Genomic DNA, 18,807 nt, shown 5'->3' with positions numbered 1-18,807 from the left:
AACAAAGTAATAAAAGATAAACTAAATGACGATATTCCGCCGTTAGCTTGGTTTGCTCTAACTGTCCCCGGACTGTTAGAGGTGGCAGATCATACTCTTCGAAAATCTCTTCAAACTACGTCAGTGCTGCCTGCGGTCAGCTTTCTTCTTTGCTGATGATTTTCAGAGAGTAGCAAGAGACTGGGGCGGCAAAATCGAAGACTCCGTCTGACCGATTTTTGTCCCACTCTCAACTTTCATCAAGTCTGTGAGGCTGCTGCAGCCTGCATCAGCCATAAAATCATCAGAGCAAACTCTTTCATCTGCCACCTCAACAGCCTCAGTGGCTCTTTTGAGCACCTCGCTGTCTATCGTTTTTTATCAAGATGGTAGGCTGATGTTCAAGGCGAACGAGAGGATTGTAAGAGGACTCTTTTGGAGTCTTGCTGGTTTTTGCTGCTGAAAGGAAGGAAGGCATCAGATTTAAAAGGAGGTTTCAGCTATGGGAAAAAAAGGAATTGTGTTGCTTTGCGGTTTGGTCTTGCTCTTGGGGATGGGAGGCTGTCAGGCCGGTAACAATAAGACGGAGCAGAGTTCGGCTGCCAGCAGCAGTCAGTCATCAGAAAAAGCTAAAACTCTGGAGCAGGGGGCTTGGGAAGATAAATTATACAGCCGTCTGTCTAAGCTGATTGAGGATAATGGCAAGGGCAGTGCAGCTTATCAGGCTGATAAGAAGCCCTATGCTGTGTTTGACTGGGATAATACTTCGGTCATCAATGACATCGGAGAAGCGACCTTTACCTATCAGATTGAGAATCTGGCTTTTAAAATGACGCCGGAAGAATTTAATCAGGCTGTTCGGACCAATCTGCCGGCGGATGATTTTGCCGGAGAATACAATAATAAGGATGGCCAGCCTGTTAATATTGACCGGATTGCCCAGGATCTGCTGAACGATTACGCCGTTCTTTACGACAGCTATTCCGGTATGAATGGGAATCAGCCGCTGGAAGCTGTCCGCAAGACCAATGAATATCAGGATTTTGCCGCTAAACTGCGCTATCTTTATGAAGCTATCGGGGATACCTTCAGCTCTGATATCAGCTATCCTTGGGTGACCTATCTTTATGCCGGGATGACCTCTGAAGAGGTGCAGGCTTTGGCTGAAAAGTCCATTGATCAGGCACTGACAGATGAGCTGACTTCTGAAACTTGGGAAAGCCCGGCAGATTTGAAAGGGCAGGCAGGCCAGGTCAGCGTAACCTTCAAGAGGGGAGTGCGTTCTGTCAAAGAAATGCAGAATCTCTATCAGACGCTGATGTCTCAGGGGATAGATGTCTATATCTGTTCCGCCTCTTATATCGATGTGATCATCCCTTATGCCAGCAATTCTAAATACGGTTACAATATTCCCAAAGATCATATCACAGCTATGCGGCTGGAAAAGGATAGCGATGGAATCATCCAGCCAGAGTATGACAGCCGCTATGCTCAGACTCAGGGAGAAGGCAAGACAGAAACGATTAAGAAGCTGATTGCAGTGAATCACGGCAATCAGGATCCGATTTTAATTGCCGGTGACAGCAATGGCGACTACGCTATGCTGAAAGATTTTCCTCAGCTGCAGATGGGCATTATCTTCAATCTTCTGAGAGACCCAAGCAAGGGAATCGGTCTTTTAGCTACCCAGGCCATTGAAACCTATGGTCGGGAAGATGAACTCTACTATCTGCAGGGCCGGGACGAAAACAAGGGAGTCCTGCTCAAGGGCAGAGAAACCATAAAGCTGGACGGCACGGAAGCCCAGCTGACCAGATAGGCAGACGTTCCTGCTGGCTGCAGGTCCTCAGCAGCAATAACGGCTGTAAAAAAGAGAAAGAGAATAGAAGATGAAAAAAATCATGTTTGTCGGTCCAGTCGGGGTTGGAAAAACGACCCTGACCCAGCGGCTCAAAGGACTGGAGCTGAACTATTATAAAACGCAGGCCATTCAGTTTTACGATGCCATTATTGACACGCCGGGGGAATTTCTGCAGCATAGGAAATACTACAACGCTCTCAGCGTGACTGCGACAGAGGCAGATGTGATTGGACTCTTGGTGGAAGCGTCAAATCAGATGCACACTTTTCCGCAGGGGTTTTCCTCTCTCTTCAATCAGGAAGTAATCGGCATTGTGACTAAGATTGATCTGGCAGAGAGTGAAGCAGCGCTTGAAAAAGCCCGGCAGCAGCTCAGAGCGGCCGGAGCAAGTCAGATATTTGAGATTTCTTCGACCCAGAATCAGGGAGTGGAGCAGCTGAAAAAATACCTGACGGCTGATGACTGATCTTTTGTATCAGGGGCAGGGGCTTTTGTGTTATACTTAGAGTAGAGTCTGTTAGTTTGCTTTTTGATTTTCTTTAAGTATAAAACGCCTAATGAACTGGGCAGGGGAGATGCCGGCTGACCAAAGTCAGCACAGAAGCTCTCCCTACCGCTGTGTCCTGCAGTCAAACGATAGAAAGATACAAAGTTGAGGACTGTTGTCCCGGCTTGAGCTAACAAAGGAATAAAAGATAAACTAAAGGACGATAAAATCAGCAGAGAAAGAGAGTGAGACTTTATGATTGTAGAGCATGGAGGAAATGCAGCAGCTTTGGCAGAGGCCTTTGGCTATTCTCTGGATGACTGCCTGGACTTCAGTGCCAATATCAATCCGCTGGGCCTGTCCCCTCGGCTCAGAGACTGCCTGCTGGATGCTCTGGATGATGCGCTGGTGCACTATCCTGATAGTGTCTACCGGCATTCCAGAGAGGCTTTGGGGGACCACCATGGGCTGGACAGTTCTCAGGTTCTCTTGGGCAATGGTGCGGTGGAGCTCTTTTATGATCTGGCCCGCTTCTTTCATCCGCAGACCCTGCTGACGCTCAGTCCGACCTTTATGGAGTATGAAAAAGCCTTTGCACAGGTCCAGACTGAGACAAAGCGGATTGTTTTAGAAGCTCCGGATTACAGCTGGAGCTTTGAGCAGCTGCTCCCGGCTTTGGAGACACTGGCAGCGGGCGATGCCGTTCTGATTTGCAATCCCAATAATCCGACGGGCTCTTTAAGCCGGCGGTCGGAGCTGGAAAAGCTGGCGTCCTTTCTGCAGGAGCGCGAGATGGTGCTGATTGTGGATGAAGCCTTCATGGACTTTCTGGAGGACGAGCGGGATTTTAGTTTTACTTACTCTCTCAAGGATTTTCCCAATGCGGTAGTCGTGCGCTCGCTGACGAAATTTTATGCGATTCCCGGCCTGCGTCTGGGCTATGCCCTCAGCTGCCATCCGGCCTGCTTTGAGGCTGTTGAAGGCAGCCGGGCACCCTGGTCAGTCAATGCTTTGGCGGACAAGGCGGTGCCGGCCCTTTTGGGGGACCGAGACTATCAGGAGGCGACCAGACAGTGGCTGAGAGCGGAGCAGGCCTTTCTGTATCAGGGTTTGAGTGCTGTGGCACAGCTGCGGCCGGTCCGGCCCAGTGTGAATTATATCTTTTTTGAGTATCTGGGGCCGCTGGACCTGCGTCAGGAACTGCGGAAAAGAAAAATTTTTATCCGCTCCTGTCAAAACTATCCTAATCTGACTGACCGTCATTACCGGGTAGCCATTCGCAGCCGTCAAGAGAATGAACAGCTGCTGGCTGCCCTGACAGCGGTCTTGATGAAAGAGGCTGACGATGCGAGAGATTAAGATTTCCTGTCCGGGCTCCTGCGGCGAATTGTTTCAGGGACTGTTCGGGGAGCAGGAAGTGCTGCTCTCTTACGGCATTGACAGAAGAAGCTGCGCTGCTCTGCAGGCAGCAGACGCTCCGGAGTCGGTTCAGCTGCCGGGGGAGAAAGTCCGGCAGGCAGTGGCTCTTTTGGCAGAAGGTGACAGCCTGGCTCTTTGCCGGGAGTCGAATCTGCCGGTCGGCAAGGGTTATTCCAGCAGTACGGCTGATATGATCAGCTGCCTGCAGGCGGCGGCTGTCCAAAGGGGTCAGCTCCTGACAGCTGCGGAGCTGACCCGGCTCTGTGCCTGTATTGAACCGACAGATTCGGTAGCTTTTGCGGACTGGACAGCTATCAATCCCCTGTCCGGGCAGATTATCTGGCAGACAGACTGGCGGCCGGACCTCTACGTGTATATCCTTGAGCCGGCCCAAGAGCAGGCTACGCTTGATCTGGTCCGGATGAAGGACTGCTGCAGCTATCCAGCCGCAGAGTCCCAGCAGCTTCTGCCCCTCTTTCAGAAGGCTTGCCGGCAGCGAGATGTGGAGCAGGTCGGACAGCTGGCAACTTACAGTGCCCTGCTCAACGATCAGCGTCTGCCCAAGCCTTATCTAAAAGAGCTGATGAGGCTGACGGAGGAATTTAGCTTTCCGGGTCTGAATATTGCTCACAGCGGAACTCTTGTCGGTCTCCTGCTGCGGCCAGAAGAGCTGGAGCTTTTGCCTCAGCTGGAAGCAAGACTGGCCCGTTCGGCTGTTTCGGACTATTATCAGAAACGCAGCCTTTCTCAGCTGATGTATGAGGGGGTTCAGCCAGTCAGGGAGGTGACAGAATCATTTGAATGAATTGGAACACATTATCGAACAGATTGTCCCGCTGGACAGAGCCAAGCTGCAGGCGGGCCATGCCTACTGCGACAGCTTGGCCAAGCCTCTCGGTGCTTTGGGCAAGTTAGAAAGTGCCTATGCGCGGCTTTTTGCCATCTTTGACGGCCGGATTGACCTGGCGAAAAAAATCGTTCTGGTCTATGTGGCAGACAATGGTATTGCAGAAGCAGGTGTATCTGCCAATCCTCAGGAGACCACCTATACTGTGGCCAGCAATATTCTGGCCGGCAAAACGGGTCTCTGTGCTATCTCAGACCATGTGGGCTCGGATATCTGCCTGGTGGACATCGGCTGCAAAAAAGATATTTTTAAAGAAAGCAGAGATAAGGTCTGCGCCGGAAGCAGAAATATGCTGCTGGAGCCGGCTTTGACCCGCACTCAGGCTTTGGAGGCTGTTTTAGTCGGCTATGAGAAGACCAAAAGCCTCATCGGTCAGGGCTATCGGCTCTTTGGAACCGGAGAAATGGGGATTGGCAATACCACTACATCAGCGGCTGTGATTGCAGCGGCTCTGGGCCTGCCTGCAGCAGAAGTGACTGGCTACGGAGCTGGGCTGACTCAGGCCATGAAGGCTCACAAGACGGCTGTCATCGAACAGTGTCTCAAGCAGCATGCTCCTTATGGGGACATTCTGGATATAGCTGCTAAGCTGGGCGGGCTGGACATGCTGGGCATGGCCGGGACTCATCTGGCCTGCGCCCGCTATCGGCTGCCCTGCGTTGTTGACGGCCTGATTTCCCTGACCGGCCTTTTGATAGCCAGCCGGCTGAGTCCCTCTGTAGTGGACTATGTCTTTGCCTCACACGCTTCGACTGAGCCCGGCTATCAGATTGTCAGCCGCCATTTGGGCTTAGAGCCCATGCTGCTGCTGGAGATGCGGCTGGGCGAAGGCTCTGGCTGTCCTTTGGCATTCTTTTTGCTGGAAAATGCCGTCTATACCATGGAACACATGCCGACCTTTGAGGAAGGCAGACTGAAAAAAGAAGATTATATTGATATTCGCGACCAATAAGCTAGAGGAGGTAGGATATGCAACTTTATACAAAAACAGGAGACAAAGGCCTGACCAAGCTGGTCGGCGGCCAAAGTGTGGCCAAGGATGCAGAAAGGGTCAATGCTTACGGCACCATCGATGAGCTGAACTCCTGGATTGGCTACACCATCAGTAAAATGAAGGAAGAAGACAAGCTGAGAGATGAGCTGCTTCAGCTGCAGCATTATCTCTTTGACTGCGGCTCGGACCTGTCAACCCCTCAGGGCGTCTATCCTTATAAGGTAGACCAGAAGCTGATTGACTGGATTGAGGAAAGGATTGACACCTATGCGGATATTCCTCCTGCTTTGGAAAAATTCATCCTGCCGGGCGGAGATGAAATTGCATCGATGATTCATGTGGCCCGCACCATTGCCAGACGGGCCGAGCGCCATATTGTCGCAACGATGTGGACAGCCGAAATCAATAACCATGTTTTGATTTTTGTCAACCGCCTGTCTGATTATTTCTTTGCTTTGGCGCGGGTAGTCAATTTCAGCAAACACCAGGAAGACATTGCCTACGAACGCGGAGCCAAGGTCTTTCACAATATTAACAAGGCAGATGTAGAAAGATGGGCCAGCAAGCGCAGCTAATGCAGGCGGATGTAAGAAGCGGTATGTTGCAGCTAGTACTGAAAAAACGAATCAAGGGCAGTTGGAAATTGCGCACCGCCCTTGATTCGTTTTTTGCTTGTTTTACAGTCTTTTCCTTTGCTTTTAGTAGTGGCGGTGGGACAGACTCCCATGATGTCTGTATCCTCACCCACAGAGGGAGCTATCTTTTGGAAGATACCGTATAAGACTCTCATGATGGCTGCGCCCTCACCCACAGAACAGAGGGAGCTATCTTTTGGAAGATACCGTATAAAAAATCGGTAAGGCGGAGTCTTCGATTTTGTCGTCCCGCCTCCGCACAGTTGAGCAGACTTGTAAGAGTTGATTTATCAACGAATTAGAAGCCACTCAACCACTGCATCTTGCAATCAAGCGATAGAAAGATACGAAGCTGACGGGATGCAGACAAAAGGTCCTGTCCCTCCCCTGCCGGCGGCTGGAAAGACAGAACCTGTTTTGATTTTAATAAAAGAGAAAGCTGCTTGTACTTCTTTGTAACTTCTTGCTAAGCGCCTTTGATTAGCAGTAGCTTTCCGATTATTGACTCTGCTCCTTTGCAGAAAGATCAGGACAAGCCTCATCTTTAGAAAATTAACGTACTTAAACGTAGAGTCAATAATGGAAACTATGCTAAAATGAATGTTCCAAACTGACATCACTACCTTACATCGAGGCATGAAATCTACTAAAATTTAAGAATAAAGACCTGACTTAAAGCCTGTAAGCAAGCTTATCACAGTGGCGGGACCGCGTTGGATTTGCACCAAACTTCCATATCCTTAAAAGTACTAAAATCAATTTCCTAGTATCTAAATTGTAACACCTTTGTCAGGGAATTACAAGAGATTTGAATCAATTTTGATGAGAATGCAGCAAGAATTCTCCTTTCGGAGGATTTTCAGGGCAGACTGAAAAACTTCTTATATTAATGAGTTTTTTATTGCCTTGAAAGCGCTTTTGTGTTATAATTCCTATATAGTACAAAGGGGTACTGAAGATACTCAGCGAAAGTCAGGAAAAACTGTGCCAGTGAGCTAAGGAGCAGCCGGCGGAGGATGTTTTGACTTTCCAAGAGTGCATATAAGCAATGCAGCTATATGAAAATACTAGGCCTTGTGTAGGGGAGTAGTGTTGTTTCATATGGCTTATTTTGTTTACAAATGATGTGATAGAAAGGAGAAAACATGTATAAAATTTGCTATAAGACTGAATTGTGTGTAGGCAAAGGCGCTTTGCAGCAATTAAGCCATTATAAAAATGAGCACATCCTAGTGGTGGCGGATCCCTTTTTGAAGAAATCGGGTCAGCTGGATGCTATTCTGGCCAATTTGGATGCCAGCAATGAGATTGTGGTCTTTACCGATATTGTGCCGGATCCGCCGATTGAAACCGTTGTGGCCGGTATCCAGAGTGCCGGCGACAGTCCCATCAGCATGGTTCTGTCGGTCGGGGGAGGATCAGCCATTGATGCTTCCAAGGCTATGTATTATTTTGCCAAGAAGCAGGGAGCCTTTCAGGATGCTCTCCTCGTTGCTATCCCGACGACCAGCGGCACCGGCTCGGAAGTGACGGATTTTTCAGTTATTACCGATGCAGAAAAGGGGACCAAGTACCCGCTGGTGACCAGTGAAATTCTGCCGGATGTGGCCATTCTGGATGCTGACTTAGTCCTGTCTCTGCCGAGCAATATCACGGCTGATACGGGTATGGATGTTCTGACTCATGCTATTGAAGCCTATGTTTCTACCAAGGCTACTGATTTTTCGGATGCATTGGCAGAAAAGGCGATTAAGCTGGTCTTTGAATACCTGCCGCGGGCCTACAAGGATGGTCAGGATGTGGAAGCGCGTGAGAAAATGCACGCAGCATCCACCTTAGCCGGCATGGCTTTCAATACGGCTTCGCTGGGGGTCAATCACAGTCTTGCCCATGCTGCAGGAGCAAAATTCCATGTCCCTCATGGCCGTCTCAACAGCATTCTGATGACCCATGTCATTCAGTATAATGCGAATGTCAGTCTTTCAAACCGGGGCAGACAGGCTCCTGATAAGGCTGTGGCCGGACGCTATCAGGCCATTGCCAAGCTCTTGGGATGCAGTGCTTCCAGTCCGATTTTGGGAGTAAGGCAGCTGACAGATGCGATCCGGAAGCTGCAGCGCAAGCTGGACATGCCGCTTTCTCTGAGAGACTATGGTGTAGCACCGGATGCTTTTGCTCAGCATAAGACAGAAATTTCCCAAGCTGCTCTGCGCGACGGCTGTACCGTGACCAATCCAAGAGTCCCTACTGCAGAAGAACTTCTCGGTGTTTTGGAGAATGCCTTTTAATCTTCCAAATTGCTGGATTGGCAATTTTATAGTATAATAATTAAGAGCATGCGGTACACTTCTAAACTTTAAATAAAATGAAGAAGGTTTACTAAATTGGAAGAAAAACAAAGAATGATACAGGAATACGTTCCTGGGAAACAAGTGACCTTAGCGCATCTTATCGCCAACCCTGAAGAAGTTATTTTCGAGAAATTGGGCTTGCAGGCTGAAGTAAAGGATGCGATTGGAATCTTGACGATCACTCCGAGTGAGGCAGCCATTATTGCAGTGGATATTGCAACCAAGGCTGCGGATGTTCAAGTTGGTTTTGTGGATCGTTTCAGCGGGTCGGTTGTTATGACCGGCGATGTTTCTTCTGTTGAAGCAGCTCTCCTTGCCGTTTTGCAGGGTCTGGAGGAGATTCTTGGCTTTTCCAGCACCGTTGTAACACGGACCTAATGCTCAGCGAAAATCATCAGCAATCAGGCAGGAGCCAGTCGCTCAAAAAAGCCCCGCAGAGGTTTTTGAGGCGGCAGACGGAGCTTTCGAGAGAAAGCGGCGGGCACTGCTTCGAGGCTGTCATAAGGATGACCAAGTCAGTATAGTCCATTCGTTTGCCCGTCATTTTCTTATTTCAAGATGATAGGCTGAAAGTTTCCCTGCTTTTGAATTTTTGGGCAGGGGCTAAAAGGCGGTGGGACAGAACTAAATTTTTAAAAATTTAGTTCGTTGTCCCAGCCCCGCGAGGATGATTAGGAGCTTTTTGGAGTCTAAAAGACGAACAAAAAGTCCAATCAGCTACCGCGTCAAGAGTTTTTTACCAAAACAAAGCGAAACTGAAGGACTTTTGTCTCAACCTTCCCTGCTTTTGAATTTTTGGGCAGGGGCTAAAAAGGTTCCCCGAACCTTCCCTGCTTTTGAATTTTTGGGCAGGGGCTAAAAAGGTTCCCCGAACCTTTTTACTCCCCCAGACCATTTGGCGACTAAAAGCAAACTGAAAGACGATAAAAGTAAAAGGAACTGACTAAATCAAAGAGCAGGACCAGTTTGACGCAGACTGCTCTCTGTCTGCACTCTCTGCCTCGCTCTCTCCTTTCCATACATGAACTGTTGGAGCGGATGTGGTTTGAAGAGATTTTCAAAGAGTATAAAAAATCAATCAGACTGTTGAGGGGAAGTATGAAGGGCAGAATACTCATTGTTGATGATGATCCGATTGTGAGATTGGATATTCGACGAATTTTAGAAGCAGCAGACTATGAAGTGGTAGCCGAGGCTTCCGATGGTTTTGAGGCCATTGATCTGTGCCAGAAATATCGCTGTGATTTGGTCATGATGGATATTAAGCTGCCGCTGCTGGATGGTCTGACGGCTGGGAAAAAGATTCTGGAAGACGCTTTGGCTTACAGTGTCATTCTGCTGTCAGCCTACAGCGATGAGCACTATGTTCAAAAGGCTAAGGCAAACGGCATCAGTGCTTATCTGGTCAAGCCGCTGGACTCCAAATCATTGATTCCGATGGTGGAAGTCTGCATCGAAAAAGGCCGTCAGCTGCAGCAGATGTCCAATGAAATGGTCAAGCTGTCCAAAAAAATTGACGACCGCATTGTCATTGAAAAGGCTAAGGGGCTGCTCATGGCCCGGGATCATTTATCTGAGCCGGAAGCTTTTAAGCGGATTCGGACAATTAGTATGCAGAAAAGGGTGCCCATGATTGAAATTGCAAAATTATTGGTGCTCCAAGATGATGTGACATGAAGTATAAAGATAAGATAAAGCAGCTTTGTCAGGAACAGACCAATTTAGATGAAGCTGATATTGAGTATCTTGTGCGGCAGGCTGATGAGCTGCTGAAGAGTTCTTCTTATGCCAATGAAGATGTCTTTATTGACGTAAAGAACATCTATTCAGAGCACGCAATTGTCATTTTTCATAAGAAGCCTGAGAGCAATCAAAGCCTCTATGAAAATTCGGTAGTGGGTGCCATGGCCTATCTGGAAAATGAGCCGGGCGTGATTCGCACTCTGGAAACGGGTGCACCTTCAATCGGCTTAACCGCCTTGTCACAGGAGGGATTGGCCATCCACCAAACGGTTTTTCCTATTTTAAGGCAAGACCGGGTCATCGGAACTCTGATTATCGAAAGGAATGCTCCGCAGAGCCTGCCTGCTCACTTTTCTTTGGAGCAGGAGCGTGCAGCAGTCTCTGAGCGAAGGAACGCTGCTGCAAGCGTTGAACAGAAAGAACTGGCCCTTTTTGATTATATTGATGAAGTTTTTCTGATCTTTGACCGGGCCGGCTATCTGATGTATTTCAATCAGGCGGCAGCTGAAGCCTACCGCAATAAGCTGGGCTATATGGACTCCATCGAGGGTATGCACTACAGCAATCTGGTTTTAGACAGCCTGCCTTTTGAGGAGATTTGGCAAAAGGGCGGGGAAGCGCCCAAAGAAAACCCTCATCAAGTCGAGGTTCATTACGGTGCCTACTGTTTTTCAGTTAAGCGCTATCTGCTGCCTGAGAACGGCAATCTGGTCATGATCTGCAAGGATATAACGGATGTCAAGGAAAAGGAAGTGCAGCTTCTCAGCCATACGGCGACCATTCGTGAAATGAACCATCGGGTTAAAAACAACTTACAGACTGTTGTGTCCTTGCTGCGGCTGCAGGCTCAGCAGAGCCCGGGAGCTGCGACCAAAAAAGCCTTAAGCGATAGTATGAACCGTGTGCTCTCCATCGCAGCGACACACGAGCTGCTGTCCTCTCAGCAGGACGACAGCATCCAGATAGAGCAGCTGCTGGAAAAGGTTATTGAAAATGTTCAGCGCTGTTTTTCCGGCCATTTGGACAGTGCACTGACCTATAGTTTGGAGCCTGACATCTGCTTAGACAGCAGCCGGGCCACATCACTGGCCCTGATTGTCAATGAACTGCTGCAGAATAGCTATGAACATGCCTTTAAGGACAAGATGGCTGTTAAAAAACCGCAGATTCATTTGCAGGTCGGACTTAAAAATGATATAATCAATTTAAAAGTAAGTGATAATGGCAGCGGTTACAAGGCAGATCAATCCTTTGACGACCATTTGGGCCTGCTCTTGGTTGATCGCTTTGTTCAGAGCAAGCTATTAGGCAGGTTATCCATCCAGTCGGATGATACTGGGACGGTAACAACCATTCGATTTAAACAATAAATAAGATAGTTACAGACTAACAATGATGTCAGTCGAAAAAGCAATGACGCTTGAAGAATGCAAATGAATTCACTTTTGTTTGCATGGCTTTGAGCGTCTTTTTTTTGGAGGTATTTAGTATGTCAGATAGAATTTTGAGTGTGGGGCTGGATATCGGGACAGCGACTACACAGCTGATCCTGTCCGAGCTGACCATTGAGAATATCGCATCTGTGTTTACTATTCCTCGTGTCTATATTACAGACAAGAAAGTTCTGTATAAAAGCGATATTATTTTTACACCAATTTCAGATCAGCTTTTGATTGAAGTGGAGAAGATCAAACAGTTCGTGCTGAATGAATACGCCAAGGCTGGCATCCAGAAGAAAGATATTCAAATGGGAGCGGTCATCATTACTGGTGAAACAGCTCGAAAGGAGAATGCCAGCCAGGTGATTGAGGCTCTGAGCGGCTATGCCGGGGACTTCGTCGTTGCGACGGCCGGTCCGGATCTTGAGAGCATCATTGCCGGCAAGGGGGCCTGCAGCCATCAGTATTCTCAGGAACACCATACTTCGGTGGTCAATATTGATATTGGCGGCGGGACTTCCAACTTGGCAGTCTTCCGGGAGGGAGATGTGGTGGATACGGGCTGCTTTGATATCGGAGGCCGGCTGATTAGGCTGGATCCGCAAAGCCAGCGGATTAGCTATATTGCCCCCAAACTCCAGACCATTATTGCAGACAAGAACCTGCAGCTGGCGGTCGGCCAGACAGTCAATCGGGCTGATCTGGACAGGCTGATTCAGGAAATGGTCTCCGTATTAGAGCAGTCTCTAGGCATTGACCATCCCAATCCCTACTACGAACTGCTGCAGACCAATCACGGTCTCAAGCTCGGCTATGAGCTGCGCTGCGTCTCTTTCTCAGGCGGAGTGGCTGATGGGATCTATGCTGACACTGCTGCGGATGATGATTTTCGCTACGGCGACATCGGTATCCTGCTGGGCCGGGCGATTAGGCAGTCAAAGATTTTCCAGCAAAAGAAGGTTATTCAGCCGGCCGAGACCATTCGGGCCACCGTTGTCGGTGCCGGCAGTCACACGACCGATGTCAGCGGCAGCACCATTACCTACATTTCAGACATTCTGCCAATCAAGAACATCCCGGTGCTCAAGCTGGCTGCTTCGGATGAGCTGGAAGGCAGGGAAGGGCTGCAGCAGATCATCAGGGATAAGGTGGGCTGGTTTACTTTGGAAAATGAAGTCCAGCAGGTGGCTTTGGCTATCAATGGAGAAAAGAGCCCTAGCTTCGCCCGTGTTCTGGAATATGCTGAAGCCATTGTCGGCGGCATGAAGGAAAGCATCGACAAGAAAATCCCGCTTCTGGTTGTCGTCAGAGAAGATATGGCCAAGGTTTTGGGCCAGTGTCTGTTCTCCCAGCTGCCAGAGGGCTATCCTTTCGTCTGCATTGACTCGGTGGATGTTCAAAATGGAGACTATATTGACATCGGCAATCCGGTGATTGAGGGCTCTGTCCTGCCGATTGTCGTCAAAACATTGGTGTTTAATTGATACAAAGGAGGAAGGAATCAATGATTTTGAAAACAAAATTATTTGGCCGGCTTTATGAATTTAAATCCGTAAAAGAAGTTCTGGCCAAGGCCAATGAATACAAATCCGGTGACCAGCTGGCCGGCGTTGCTGCTGAATCCGCAGAAGAGCGGGTGGCAGCCAAGGTCGTGCTGGCCCAGCTCAAGCTGTCCGATTTGTTCAATAATCCGGTGGTCCCCTATGAAAAAGATGAGGTGACCCGGATTATCATTGACGATGTCAATCTGCGGACCTATGAAAAGATTAAAAACTGGACCGTAGAAGAACTGCGGGAATGGATTTTGGACAATAAGACCCAAAATGTGGATATTCAGTGGATTTCCCGCGGACTGACTTCTGAAATGGTCGCTGCTGTAGCCAAGCTCATGACCAATCTGGACTTGATTGTGGCGGCCAATAAGATTGTCATTACCAAACATGCCAATACCACCATCGGTATGCCCGGAACCTTCTCATCCCGTCTCCAGCCCAACCATACCACAGACGATCCTGACGGTATCATGGCTTCGACCATGGAAGGCTTCGCCTATGGCTGCGGGGACGCTCTTCTGGGGCTCAATCCGGTAGATGATTCGGTAGAAAGTGTCAAGCGGATTCTCCATAAATTCAATGACTTTATTGAAGAATATAAGATTCCGACCCAGCACTGTGTACTGGCCCATGTTACCACTCAGATTGAAGCCATGAATCAGGGAGCGCCGACCGGCTTGGTCTTCCAGTCTATCGCCGGATCGGAAAAAGGGAATGAAGCTTTTGGCTTTAATGCGGCAACAATTCAGGAAGCGTGGGACACAGCCCTCAAGGTCGGTACAGCGGCCGGACCGAATGTCATGTACTTTGAAACCGGTCAAGGTTCTGAACTTTCATCTGATGCTCACCATGGAGCAGACCAAGTGACGATGGAAGCCCGCTGCTATGGTTTTGCCAAACGCTTTGACCCATTCTTGGTCAATACGGTCGTCGGCTTTATCGGACCGGAATATCTCTATGACTCCAAGCAGGTCATCCGGGCTGGTCTGGAGGACCACTTCATGGGCAAACTGACCGGTATTTCCATGGGCTGTGATATCTGCTACACCAACCACATGAAGGCTGATCAAAATGATGCAGAAAATCTCTTGGTTCTCCTTGGAGCTGCCAATGTCAACTACATCATGGCTATTCCTCACGGCGATGACATCATGCTCAACTATCAGACGACCGGTTATCACGAAACGGCTACCATGCGTGATTTGCTCAATAAACGTCCGATTAAGGAATTTGAAGAGTGGATGGAAAAGATGGGCCTGATGAAAGACGGCCATTTGACAGAAATCGGCGGCGACGGTTCTGTATTTATGAAATCAAATTAGTAAGGAGGATGTCATTGTGGATGAATTGCAATTAAAAGAAATGATTCGCTCATTGCTCAATGAAATGAGCGGCGACCAGGCTGCTGAGCCGGCAGCGGCCCCAGCGCAGGGGACAGAACCGGCAGGTTCTCTGCAGGCAGAGGTCAAACAGGACTCCTCAGTCATTGAGGATGGGGTTATTCCGGATATTACCGAAGTAGACATTCAGGAGCAGTTCCTGCTTCCCCATGCTATCAACGAGGAAGCTTATCGGAAGATTAAGAAATTCACTCCGGCCCGGCTGGGCCTGTGGCGGGCAGGCAATCGCTATAAAACTCAGTCTGTCCTGCGTTTCCGAGCGGACCATGCGGCTGCTCAGGATGCGGTTTTCTCCTATGTTTCTGATGATTTTGTCAAGGAAATGGGCTTCATTCCGGTTCAGACCATGGCTGAAAGCAAGGATGAATACCTGACCCGGCCGGATTTGGGCCGAATCTTCTCCCCAGAGCAGCAGGCCTTTATCAAGGAAAACTGCAAGCACAATCCTAAAGTGCAGATTGTGGTCGGAGACGGTCTCAGTTCTTCAGCAATCGAGGCCAATGTCAAGGATTTTCTGCCGGCTCTGAAACAGGGTCTCAAGATGTTTGGTCTGGACTTTGATGAAGTGCTCTTTATCAAGCATGCCCGGGTGGCTGCTATGGACCAAATCGCTGAGCTGACCGGAGCGGAAGTCATCTGTATGCTGGTCGGCGAACGTCCCGGTCTGGTGACGGCTGAGTCCATGAGTGCCTATCTGGCCTATAAGCCGACAGTCGGCATGCCGGAAGCCAAGCGGACGGTCGTTTCCAATATTCACAAGGGCGGTACACCGGCCGTTGAGGCAGGAGCCTATGTAGCAGAAATCATTAAGAAGATTCTTGATAATAAGAAGTCAGGAATTGATTTGAAATAATAGGAGGTAGTGGCTTTGAAAAATGAACGATTAGGCGCAAATGTACTCAGTGCCCTGCTGATTCCCAATGTAGATGCCGGTTTGGCAGCTTCTTTGGAACTCAAGCCTTATCACAGGAGCCTGGGCATCGTCACATCTGACTGCGATGATGTGACCTATGTGGCTCTGGATGAGGCGACCAAGGCGGCTGATGTGGAAGTGGTCTACGCCCGCAGTATGTATGCCGGTGCCGGCAATGCCTCAACAAAACTAGCGGGAGAGGTCATCGGTATTTTAGCCGGCCCCAATCCGGAAGAAGTCCGCAGCGGGCTGGATGTGGCTGTTTATGAAATCGAAAATGGAGCCAGCTTCTACAGTGCCAATGATGATGACAGCATTCCTTACTTTGCCCACTGCATTTCCCGGGCGGGCTCCTACCTGTCTGAGGGAGCCAATGCTGAAGAGGGAACGGCGATCGCTTACTTGATTGCCCCTCCGGCAGAAGCTATGGTGGCGCTTGATGCGGCGCTGAAAGCAGCTGATGTGGCGGTGGGAGCCTTTTACGGACCGCCTAGTGAAACCAACTTTGCCGGCGGTCTCTTGGTCGGCTCTCAGTCAGCCTGCCGTGCTGCCTGTGATGCCTTTGCGAATGCGGTCATTGCCGTAGCGAATGATCCCAAAAATTATTGAGTAGGGGTTGATTAAATGACAAATAGAGCACTAGGTTTAATTGAAGTAAAAGGTTATCTCGGTGCTGTGGTTGCGGCGGATGCAGCTTTAAAGGCAGCCAATGTGTCATTGCTGAATATTGAAACTGTCAAATCCGGTTTGAATACCGTACAGTTGATTGGCGATGTCAGTGCTGTCCGTTCGGCTGTGGATGCAGCGGTCGACTTAGTACAGGATGAGCCTTATTATCTGGCCAGCCATGTCATTTCCCGGCTGGATCAGCAGACCGATCTTCTCTTTGTGCCAAAGAGAAACAGCAAGGCAGCAGCTGCAGCTGTAAAAGCCGCAGCCGATACGGCCCCGTCAGAACAAAATGAAAATCAGCCCAAATTTCCAGAGGAAGGTCCGGCTGAATCAGCAGAAGAATTTGAAGGAGAGACAAGGAAATACGCCAGAGAAGAACTTGAAACCTTAAAAGTTGTCGAATTACGCAGCCTTGCCTACCGTCAGAAAGAGATTGGTCTCAGCAAGAAAGAGATTAAGTTTGCCAACAAGAAAGTCTTGATTCAGGCCTTGATGGAAGTGTTAGGAAAGGAGTAATTGCGGATGTATTTAGAAGATAAAGATTTGGTATCGATTCAGGAAGTGCGCCATTTGATCCGCGCTGCTAAGAAAGCGCAGCAGGAATTGGCGCAGATGAGTCAGGAACAGATTGATACGATTGTAAAAGTGGTGGCCAAGGCCTGTTATGACGAACGCGAGCGGCTGGCGAAGATGGCCGCCAAGGAAACGGGCTTCGGCCGCTGGGAAGACAAGGTACTGAAAAATGCTCTGGCTTCCAAGGGGATTCTGGAAGAAATCAAGGATATGCGGACCGTGGGTATCCTGCGGGAAGACAAGGAAAAGAAGGTCATGGAAGTCGGTGTGCCTGTCGGCGTTATCGCTGGCCTCATTCCTTCTACCAATCCAACCTCAACGGTTATGTATAAGGCCCTGATTGCTCTCAAGGCCGGAAACAGTATCGTCTTCTCCCCTCACCCAAATGCTCTTAAGAGCATTGAGGAAACGGTGGATGTTATCAATCGGGCTGCCAAGTCAGCCGGCTGTCCGGAAGGGGCTGTCGGAGTGATTCACCGGGTATCAATCCAGGCCACTAACGAACTGATGCGGCATAAGGATACCAACCTGATCCTAGCCACCGGCGGCAATGCCATGGTTAAGGCAGCCTATTCATCCGGTACGCCGGCTATCGGTGTCGGTCCCGGAAACGGTCCGGCTTTCATCGAGAGAACAGCCGATATTCCAAAGGCTGTCCGGCAGATCCTTGATTCAAAGACCTTTGACAACGGTGTGATTTGTGCTTCTGAGCAGTCCATTATCGTTGAAGAAGAGATGAAAGAAACCGTCGTAGCAGAATTTAAGAAACAGGGTGCTTACTTTGTTCCGGAAGAAGATGCTAAAAAACTGGGCGCTTTCATCATCCTTCCGAGCGGGGCCATGAATCCGAAAATGGTCGGAAAAACACCGCAGGTCATCGGTCAGCTGGCCGGTATCTATGTACCGGAGGATGCCAGAGTGCTGATTGCCGAAGAAAGCGGTGTCGGCAAGCAATATCCTTACTCCATGGAAAAACTGGCGCCGGTTCTGGGCTTCTATACTGTCAAGGACTGGCTGGAAGCCTGCGAGCTCAGCATCAAAATTCTGCACCATGAAGGAGCTGGCCACACTCTGGCAATTCACAGTCAGAATGAAAATATCATTCGTGAATTTGCTCTGAAAAAACCGGTTTCCCGGCTGCTGATCAATACGCCGGCAGCTCTGGGCGGTGTAGGAGCCACTACGGGTCTTTTCCCAGCCTTTACTCTGGGGTGCGGTGCAGTCGGCGGCAGTGCGACTTCTGACAATGTCAGTCCGCTCAATCTCTTCAATATCCGCCGCGTGGCCTATGGAACAGTCGAGCTGGCTGATCTGCGCAAGGCAGAAAACATGGCGGAAGAAGAACCTAAGCTGCAGCAGGCAGCAGACAGGGCTGATGAAGATCAGCTGGTCAATCTTCTGGTCCAACGGGTACTGGAAAAAATAAAAGCGTAAAAATTAAAAACTTATAATTGGAGGATACAATCATGGCAAACGCAAATGCATTAGGAATGGTAGAAACAAAAGGACTGGTCGGCGCGATTGAAGCAGCCGATGCAATGGTCAAGGCGGCCAATGTCACATTAATCGGCAAGGAACAAGTCGGAGCCGGCTTGGTAACCGTTATGGTCCGCGGAGATGTGGGCGCTGTGAAGGCAGCGACCGATGCCGGAGCAGCCGCTGCTGAAAATGTCGGCGAGCTGATTTCTGTTCATGTCATTCCGCGTCCGCACGCAGAAGTTGAAGTGATTCTGCCGCAGCAGGACTAGGAAATTTTAAGCAAGTTATTTAAAGAATAAACGATTCATTTTGGAGGAAAGAATTATGGCAAACGCAAATGCATTAGGAATGGTAGAAACAAAAGGACTGGTCGGCGCGATTGAAGCAGCCGATGCAATGGTC

General features: G+C 49.3%; 17 protein-coding genes and 1 riboswitch. All 17 genes read left to right on the top strand.

Translation table 11 applies throughout. The features are described from left to right. The first annotated feature begins 481 nt into the window (after window positions 1-481). Entirely contained in the window at window positions 482-1,798 is a 1,317-nt protein-coding gene (locus DHL47_RS08170; protein WP_209551529.1) for an HAD family hydrolase, read from the top strand. 70 nt (window positions 1,799-1,868) lie between these two features. Then, entirely contained in the window at window positions 1,869-2,306 is a 438-nt protein-coding gene (locus DHL47_RS08165; RefSeq protein ID WP_209551528.1) for a EutP/PduV family microcompartment system protein, read from the top strand. Window positions 2,307-2,582: 276 nt separating this feature from the next. Further along, entirely contained in the window at window positions 2,583-3,686 is a 1,104-nt protein-coding gene (cobD, locus tag DHL47_RS08160; RefSeq protein ID WP_209551527.1) for a threonine-phosphate decarboxylase CobD, read from the top strand. Beyond that, entirely contained in the window at window positions 3,673-4,551 is an 879-nt protein-coding gene (locus DHL47_RS08155; RefSeq protein WP_209551526.1) for a GHMP family kinase ATP-binding protein, read from the top strand. The genes cobD and DHL47_RS08155 overlap by 14 nt, the downstream gene beginning before the upstream one ends. Further along, window positions 4,544-5,605 (top strand): nicotinate-nucleotide--dimethylbenzimidazole phosphoribosyltransferase, encoded by a 1,062-nt coding sequence (cobT, locus tag DHL47_RS08150; RefSeq protein ID WP_209551525.1) that lies wholly within the window; start codon window positions 4,544-4,546, stop codon window positions 5,603-5,605. Before DHL47_RS08155 ends, cobT begins: the two co-directional genes overlap by 8 nt. A 17-nt stretch (window positions 5,606-5,622) precedes the next feature. Next, on the top strand, window positions 5,623-6,222 hold the full coding sequence (locus DHL47_RS08145; RefSeq protein WP_209551524.1) for a cob(I)yrinic acid a,c-diamide adenosyltransferase: 600 nt from the start codon (window positions 5,623-5,625) through the stop codon (window positions 6,220-6,222). Between the two features lie 668 nt (window positions 6,223-6,890). After that, a riboswitch (adenosylcobalamin (AdoCbl) riboswitch) is annotated at window positions 6,891-7,043 on the bottom strand. Between the two features lie 384 nt (window positions 7,044-7,427). Further along, on the top strand, window positions 7,428-8,570 hold the full coding sequence (locus DHL47_RS08140; protein ID WP_209551523.1) for a 1-propanol dehydrogenase PduQ: 1,143 nt from the start codon (window positions 7,428-7,430) through the stop codon (window positions 8,568-8,570). 96 nt (window positions 8,571-8,666) lie between these two features. Further along, a complete protein-coding gene (locus DHL47_RS08135; protein WP_164828405.1) occupies window positions 8,667-9,011 on the top strand; it encodes a BMC domain-containing protein in 345 nt (114 codons plus the stop codon). Window positions 9,012-9,731: 720 nt separating this feature from the next. Continuing rightward, window positions 9,732-10,310: an ANTAR domain-containing response regulator gene (locus DHL47_RS08130; protein ID WP_128836382.1), complete on the top strand. Its 579-nt coding sequence runs from the start codon at window positions 9,732-9,734 to the stop codon at window positions 10,308-10,310. Further along, window positions 10,307-11,746: a sensor histidine kinase gene (locus DHL47_RS08125; RefSeq protein WP_209551522.1), complete on the top strand. Its 1,440-nt coding sequence runs from the start codon at window positions 10,307-10,309 to the stop codon at window positions 11,744-11,746. Before DHL47_RS08130 ends, DHL47_RS08125 begins: the two co-directional genes overlap by 4 nt. A gap of 119 nt (window positions 11,747-11,865) precedes the next feature. After that, window positions 11,866-13,299 carry an ethanolamine ammonia-lyase reactivating factor EutA gene (gene eutA / locus DHL47_RS08120; RefSeq protein WP_209551521.1) on the top strand — a complete coding sequence of 478 codons (1,434 nt, stop codon included), beginning with the start codon at window positions 11,866-11,868 and terminating at the stop codon, window positions 13,297-13,299. 20 nt (window positions 13,300-13,319) lie between these two features. After that, window positions 13,320-14,690 carry an ethanolamine ammonia-lyase subunit EutB gene (locus DHL47_RS08115; protein WP_128836377.1) on the top strand — a complete coding sequence of 457 codons (1,371 nt, stop codon included), beginning with the start codon at window positions 13,320-13,322 and terminating at the stop codon, window positions 14,688-14,690. Window positions 14,691-14,706: 16 nt separating this feature from the next. After that, window positions 14,707-15,621, top strand: coding sequence for an ethanolamine ammonia-lyase subunit EutC (gene eutC, locus DHL47_RS08110; RefSeq protein ID WP_128836375.1), 915 nt, complete (start codon window positions 14,707-14,709; stop codon window positions 15,619-15,621). A gap of 15 nt (window positions 15,622-15,636) precedes the next feature. Further along, complete coding sequence (eutL, locus tag DHL47_RS08105; RefSeq protein WP_209551520.1) at window positions 15,637-16,290, top strand: ethanolamine utilization microcompartment protein EutL; 654 nt, start codon at window positions 15,637-15,639, stop codon at window positions 16,288-16,290. 15 nt (window positions 16,291-16,305) lie between these two features. Then, a complete protein-coding gene (locus DHL47_RS08100) occupies window positions 16,306-16,869 on the top strand; it encodes a BMC domain-containing protein (RefSeq protein WP_209551519.1) in 564 nt (187 codons plus the stop codon). Between the two features lie 6 nt (window positions 16,870-16,875). Further along, window positions 16,876-18,360 carry an acetaldehyde dehydrogenase (acetylating) gene (locus tag DHL47_RS08095; protein WP_209551518.1) on the top strand — a complete coding sequence of 495 codons (1,485 nt, stop codon included), beginning with the start codon at window positions 16,876-16,878 and terminating at the stop codon, window positions 18,358-18,360. Between the two features lie 32 nt (window positions 18,361-18,392). After that, window positions 18,393-18,674 carry a BMC domain-containing protein gene (locus DHL47_RS08090; protein ID WP_128836367.1) on the top strand — a complete coding sequence of 94 codons (282 nt, stop codon included), beginning with the start codon at window positions 18,393-18,395 and terminating at the stop codon, window positions 18,672-18,674. The last annotated feature ends 133 nt before the right edge of the window (window positions 18,675-18,807 follow it).

It is taken from the genome of Streptococcus panodentis (genome assembly GCF_017884005.1).
Taxonomy (GTDB): Bacteria; Bacillota; Bacilli; order Lactobacillales; family Streptococcaceae; genus Streptococcus; species Streptococcus panodentis.
The sequence above is the reverse complement of the archived record's forward strand: the minus strand, read 5'-3'. Positions and strand labels throughout refer to the sequence as shown.

What these genes read in the sequence shown, in the direction of transcription:
- cobD (WP_209551527.1), top strand. Translation starts at nt 2,583, where the DNA reads ATGATTGTAGAGCATGGAGGAAATGCAGCAGCTTTGGCAGAGGCCTTT.
- DHL47_RS08130 (WP_128836382.1), top strand. Translation starts at nt 9,732, where the DNA reads ATGAAGGGCAGAATACTCATTGTTGATGATGATCCGATTGTGAGATTG.
- DHL47_RS08100 (WP_209551519.1), top strand. Translation starts at nt 16,306, where the DNA reads ATGACAAATAGAGCACTAGGTTTAATTGAAGTAAAAGGTTATCTCGGT.
- DHL47_RS08125 (WP_209551522.1), top strand. Translation starts at nt 10,307, where the DNA reads ATGAAGTATAAAGATAAGATAAAGCAGCTTTGTCAGGAACAGACCAAT.
- DHL47_RS08115 (WP_128836377.1), top strand. Translation starts at nt 13,320, where the DNA reads ATGATTTTGAAAACAAAATTATTTGGCCGGCTTTATGAATTTAAATCC.
- DHL47_RS08090 (WP_128836367.1), top strand. Translation starts at nt 18,393, where the DNA reads ATGGCAAACGCAAATGCATTAGGAATGGTAGAAACAAAAGGACTGGTC.
- DHL47_RS08170 (WP_209551529.1), top strand. Translation starts at nt 482, where the DNA reads ATGGGAAAAAAAGGAATTGTGTTGCTTTGCGGTTTGGTCTTGCTCTTG.
- DHL47_RS08165 (WP_209551528.1), top strand. Translation starts at nt 1,869, where the DNA reads ATGAAAAAAATCATGTTTGTCGGTCCAGTCGGGGTTGGAAAAACGACC.
- DHL47_RS08155 (WP_209551526.1), top strand. Translation starts at nt 3,673, where the DNA reads ATGCGAGAGATTAAGATTTCCTGTCCGGGCTCCTGCGGCGAATTGTTT.
- DHL47_RS08095 (WP_209551518.1), top strand. Translation starts at nt 16,876, where the DNA reads ATGTATTTAGAAGATAAAGATTTGGTATCGATTCAGGAAGTGCGCCAT.
- eutA (WP_209551521.1), top strand. Translation starts at nt 11,866, where the DNA reads ATGTCAGATAGAATTTTGAGTGTGGGGCTGGATATCGGGACAGCGACT.
- DHL47_RS08140 (WP_209551523.1), top strand. Translation starts at nt 7,428, where the DNA reads ATGTATAAAATTTGCTATAAGACTGAATTGTGTGTAGGCAAAGGCGCT.
- DHL47_RS08145 (WP_209551524.1), top strand. Translation starts at nt 5,623, where the DNA reads ATGCAACTTTATACAAAAACAGGAGACAAAGGCCTGACCAAGCTGGTC.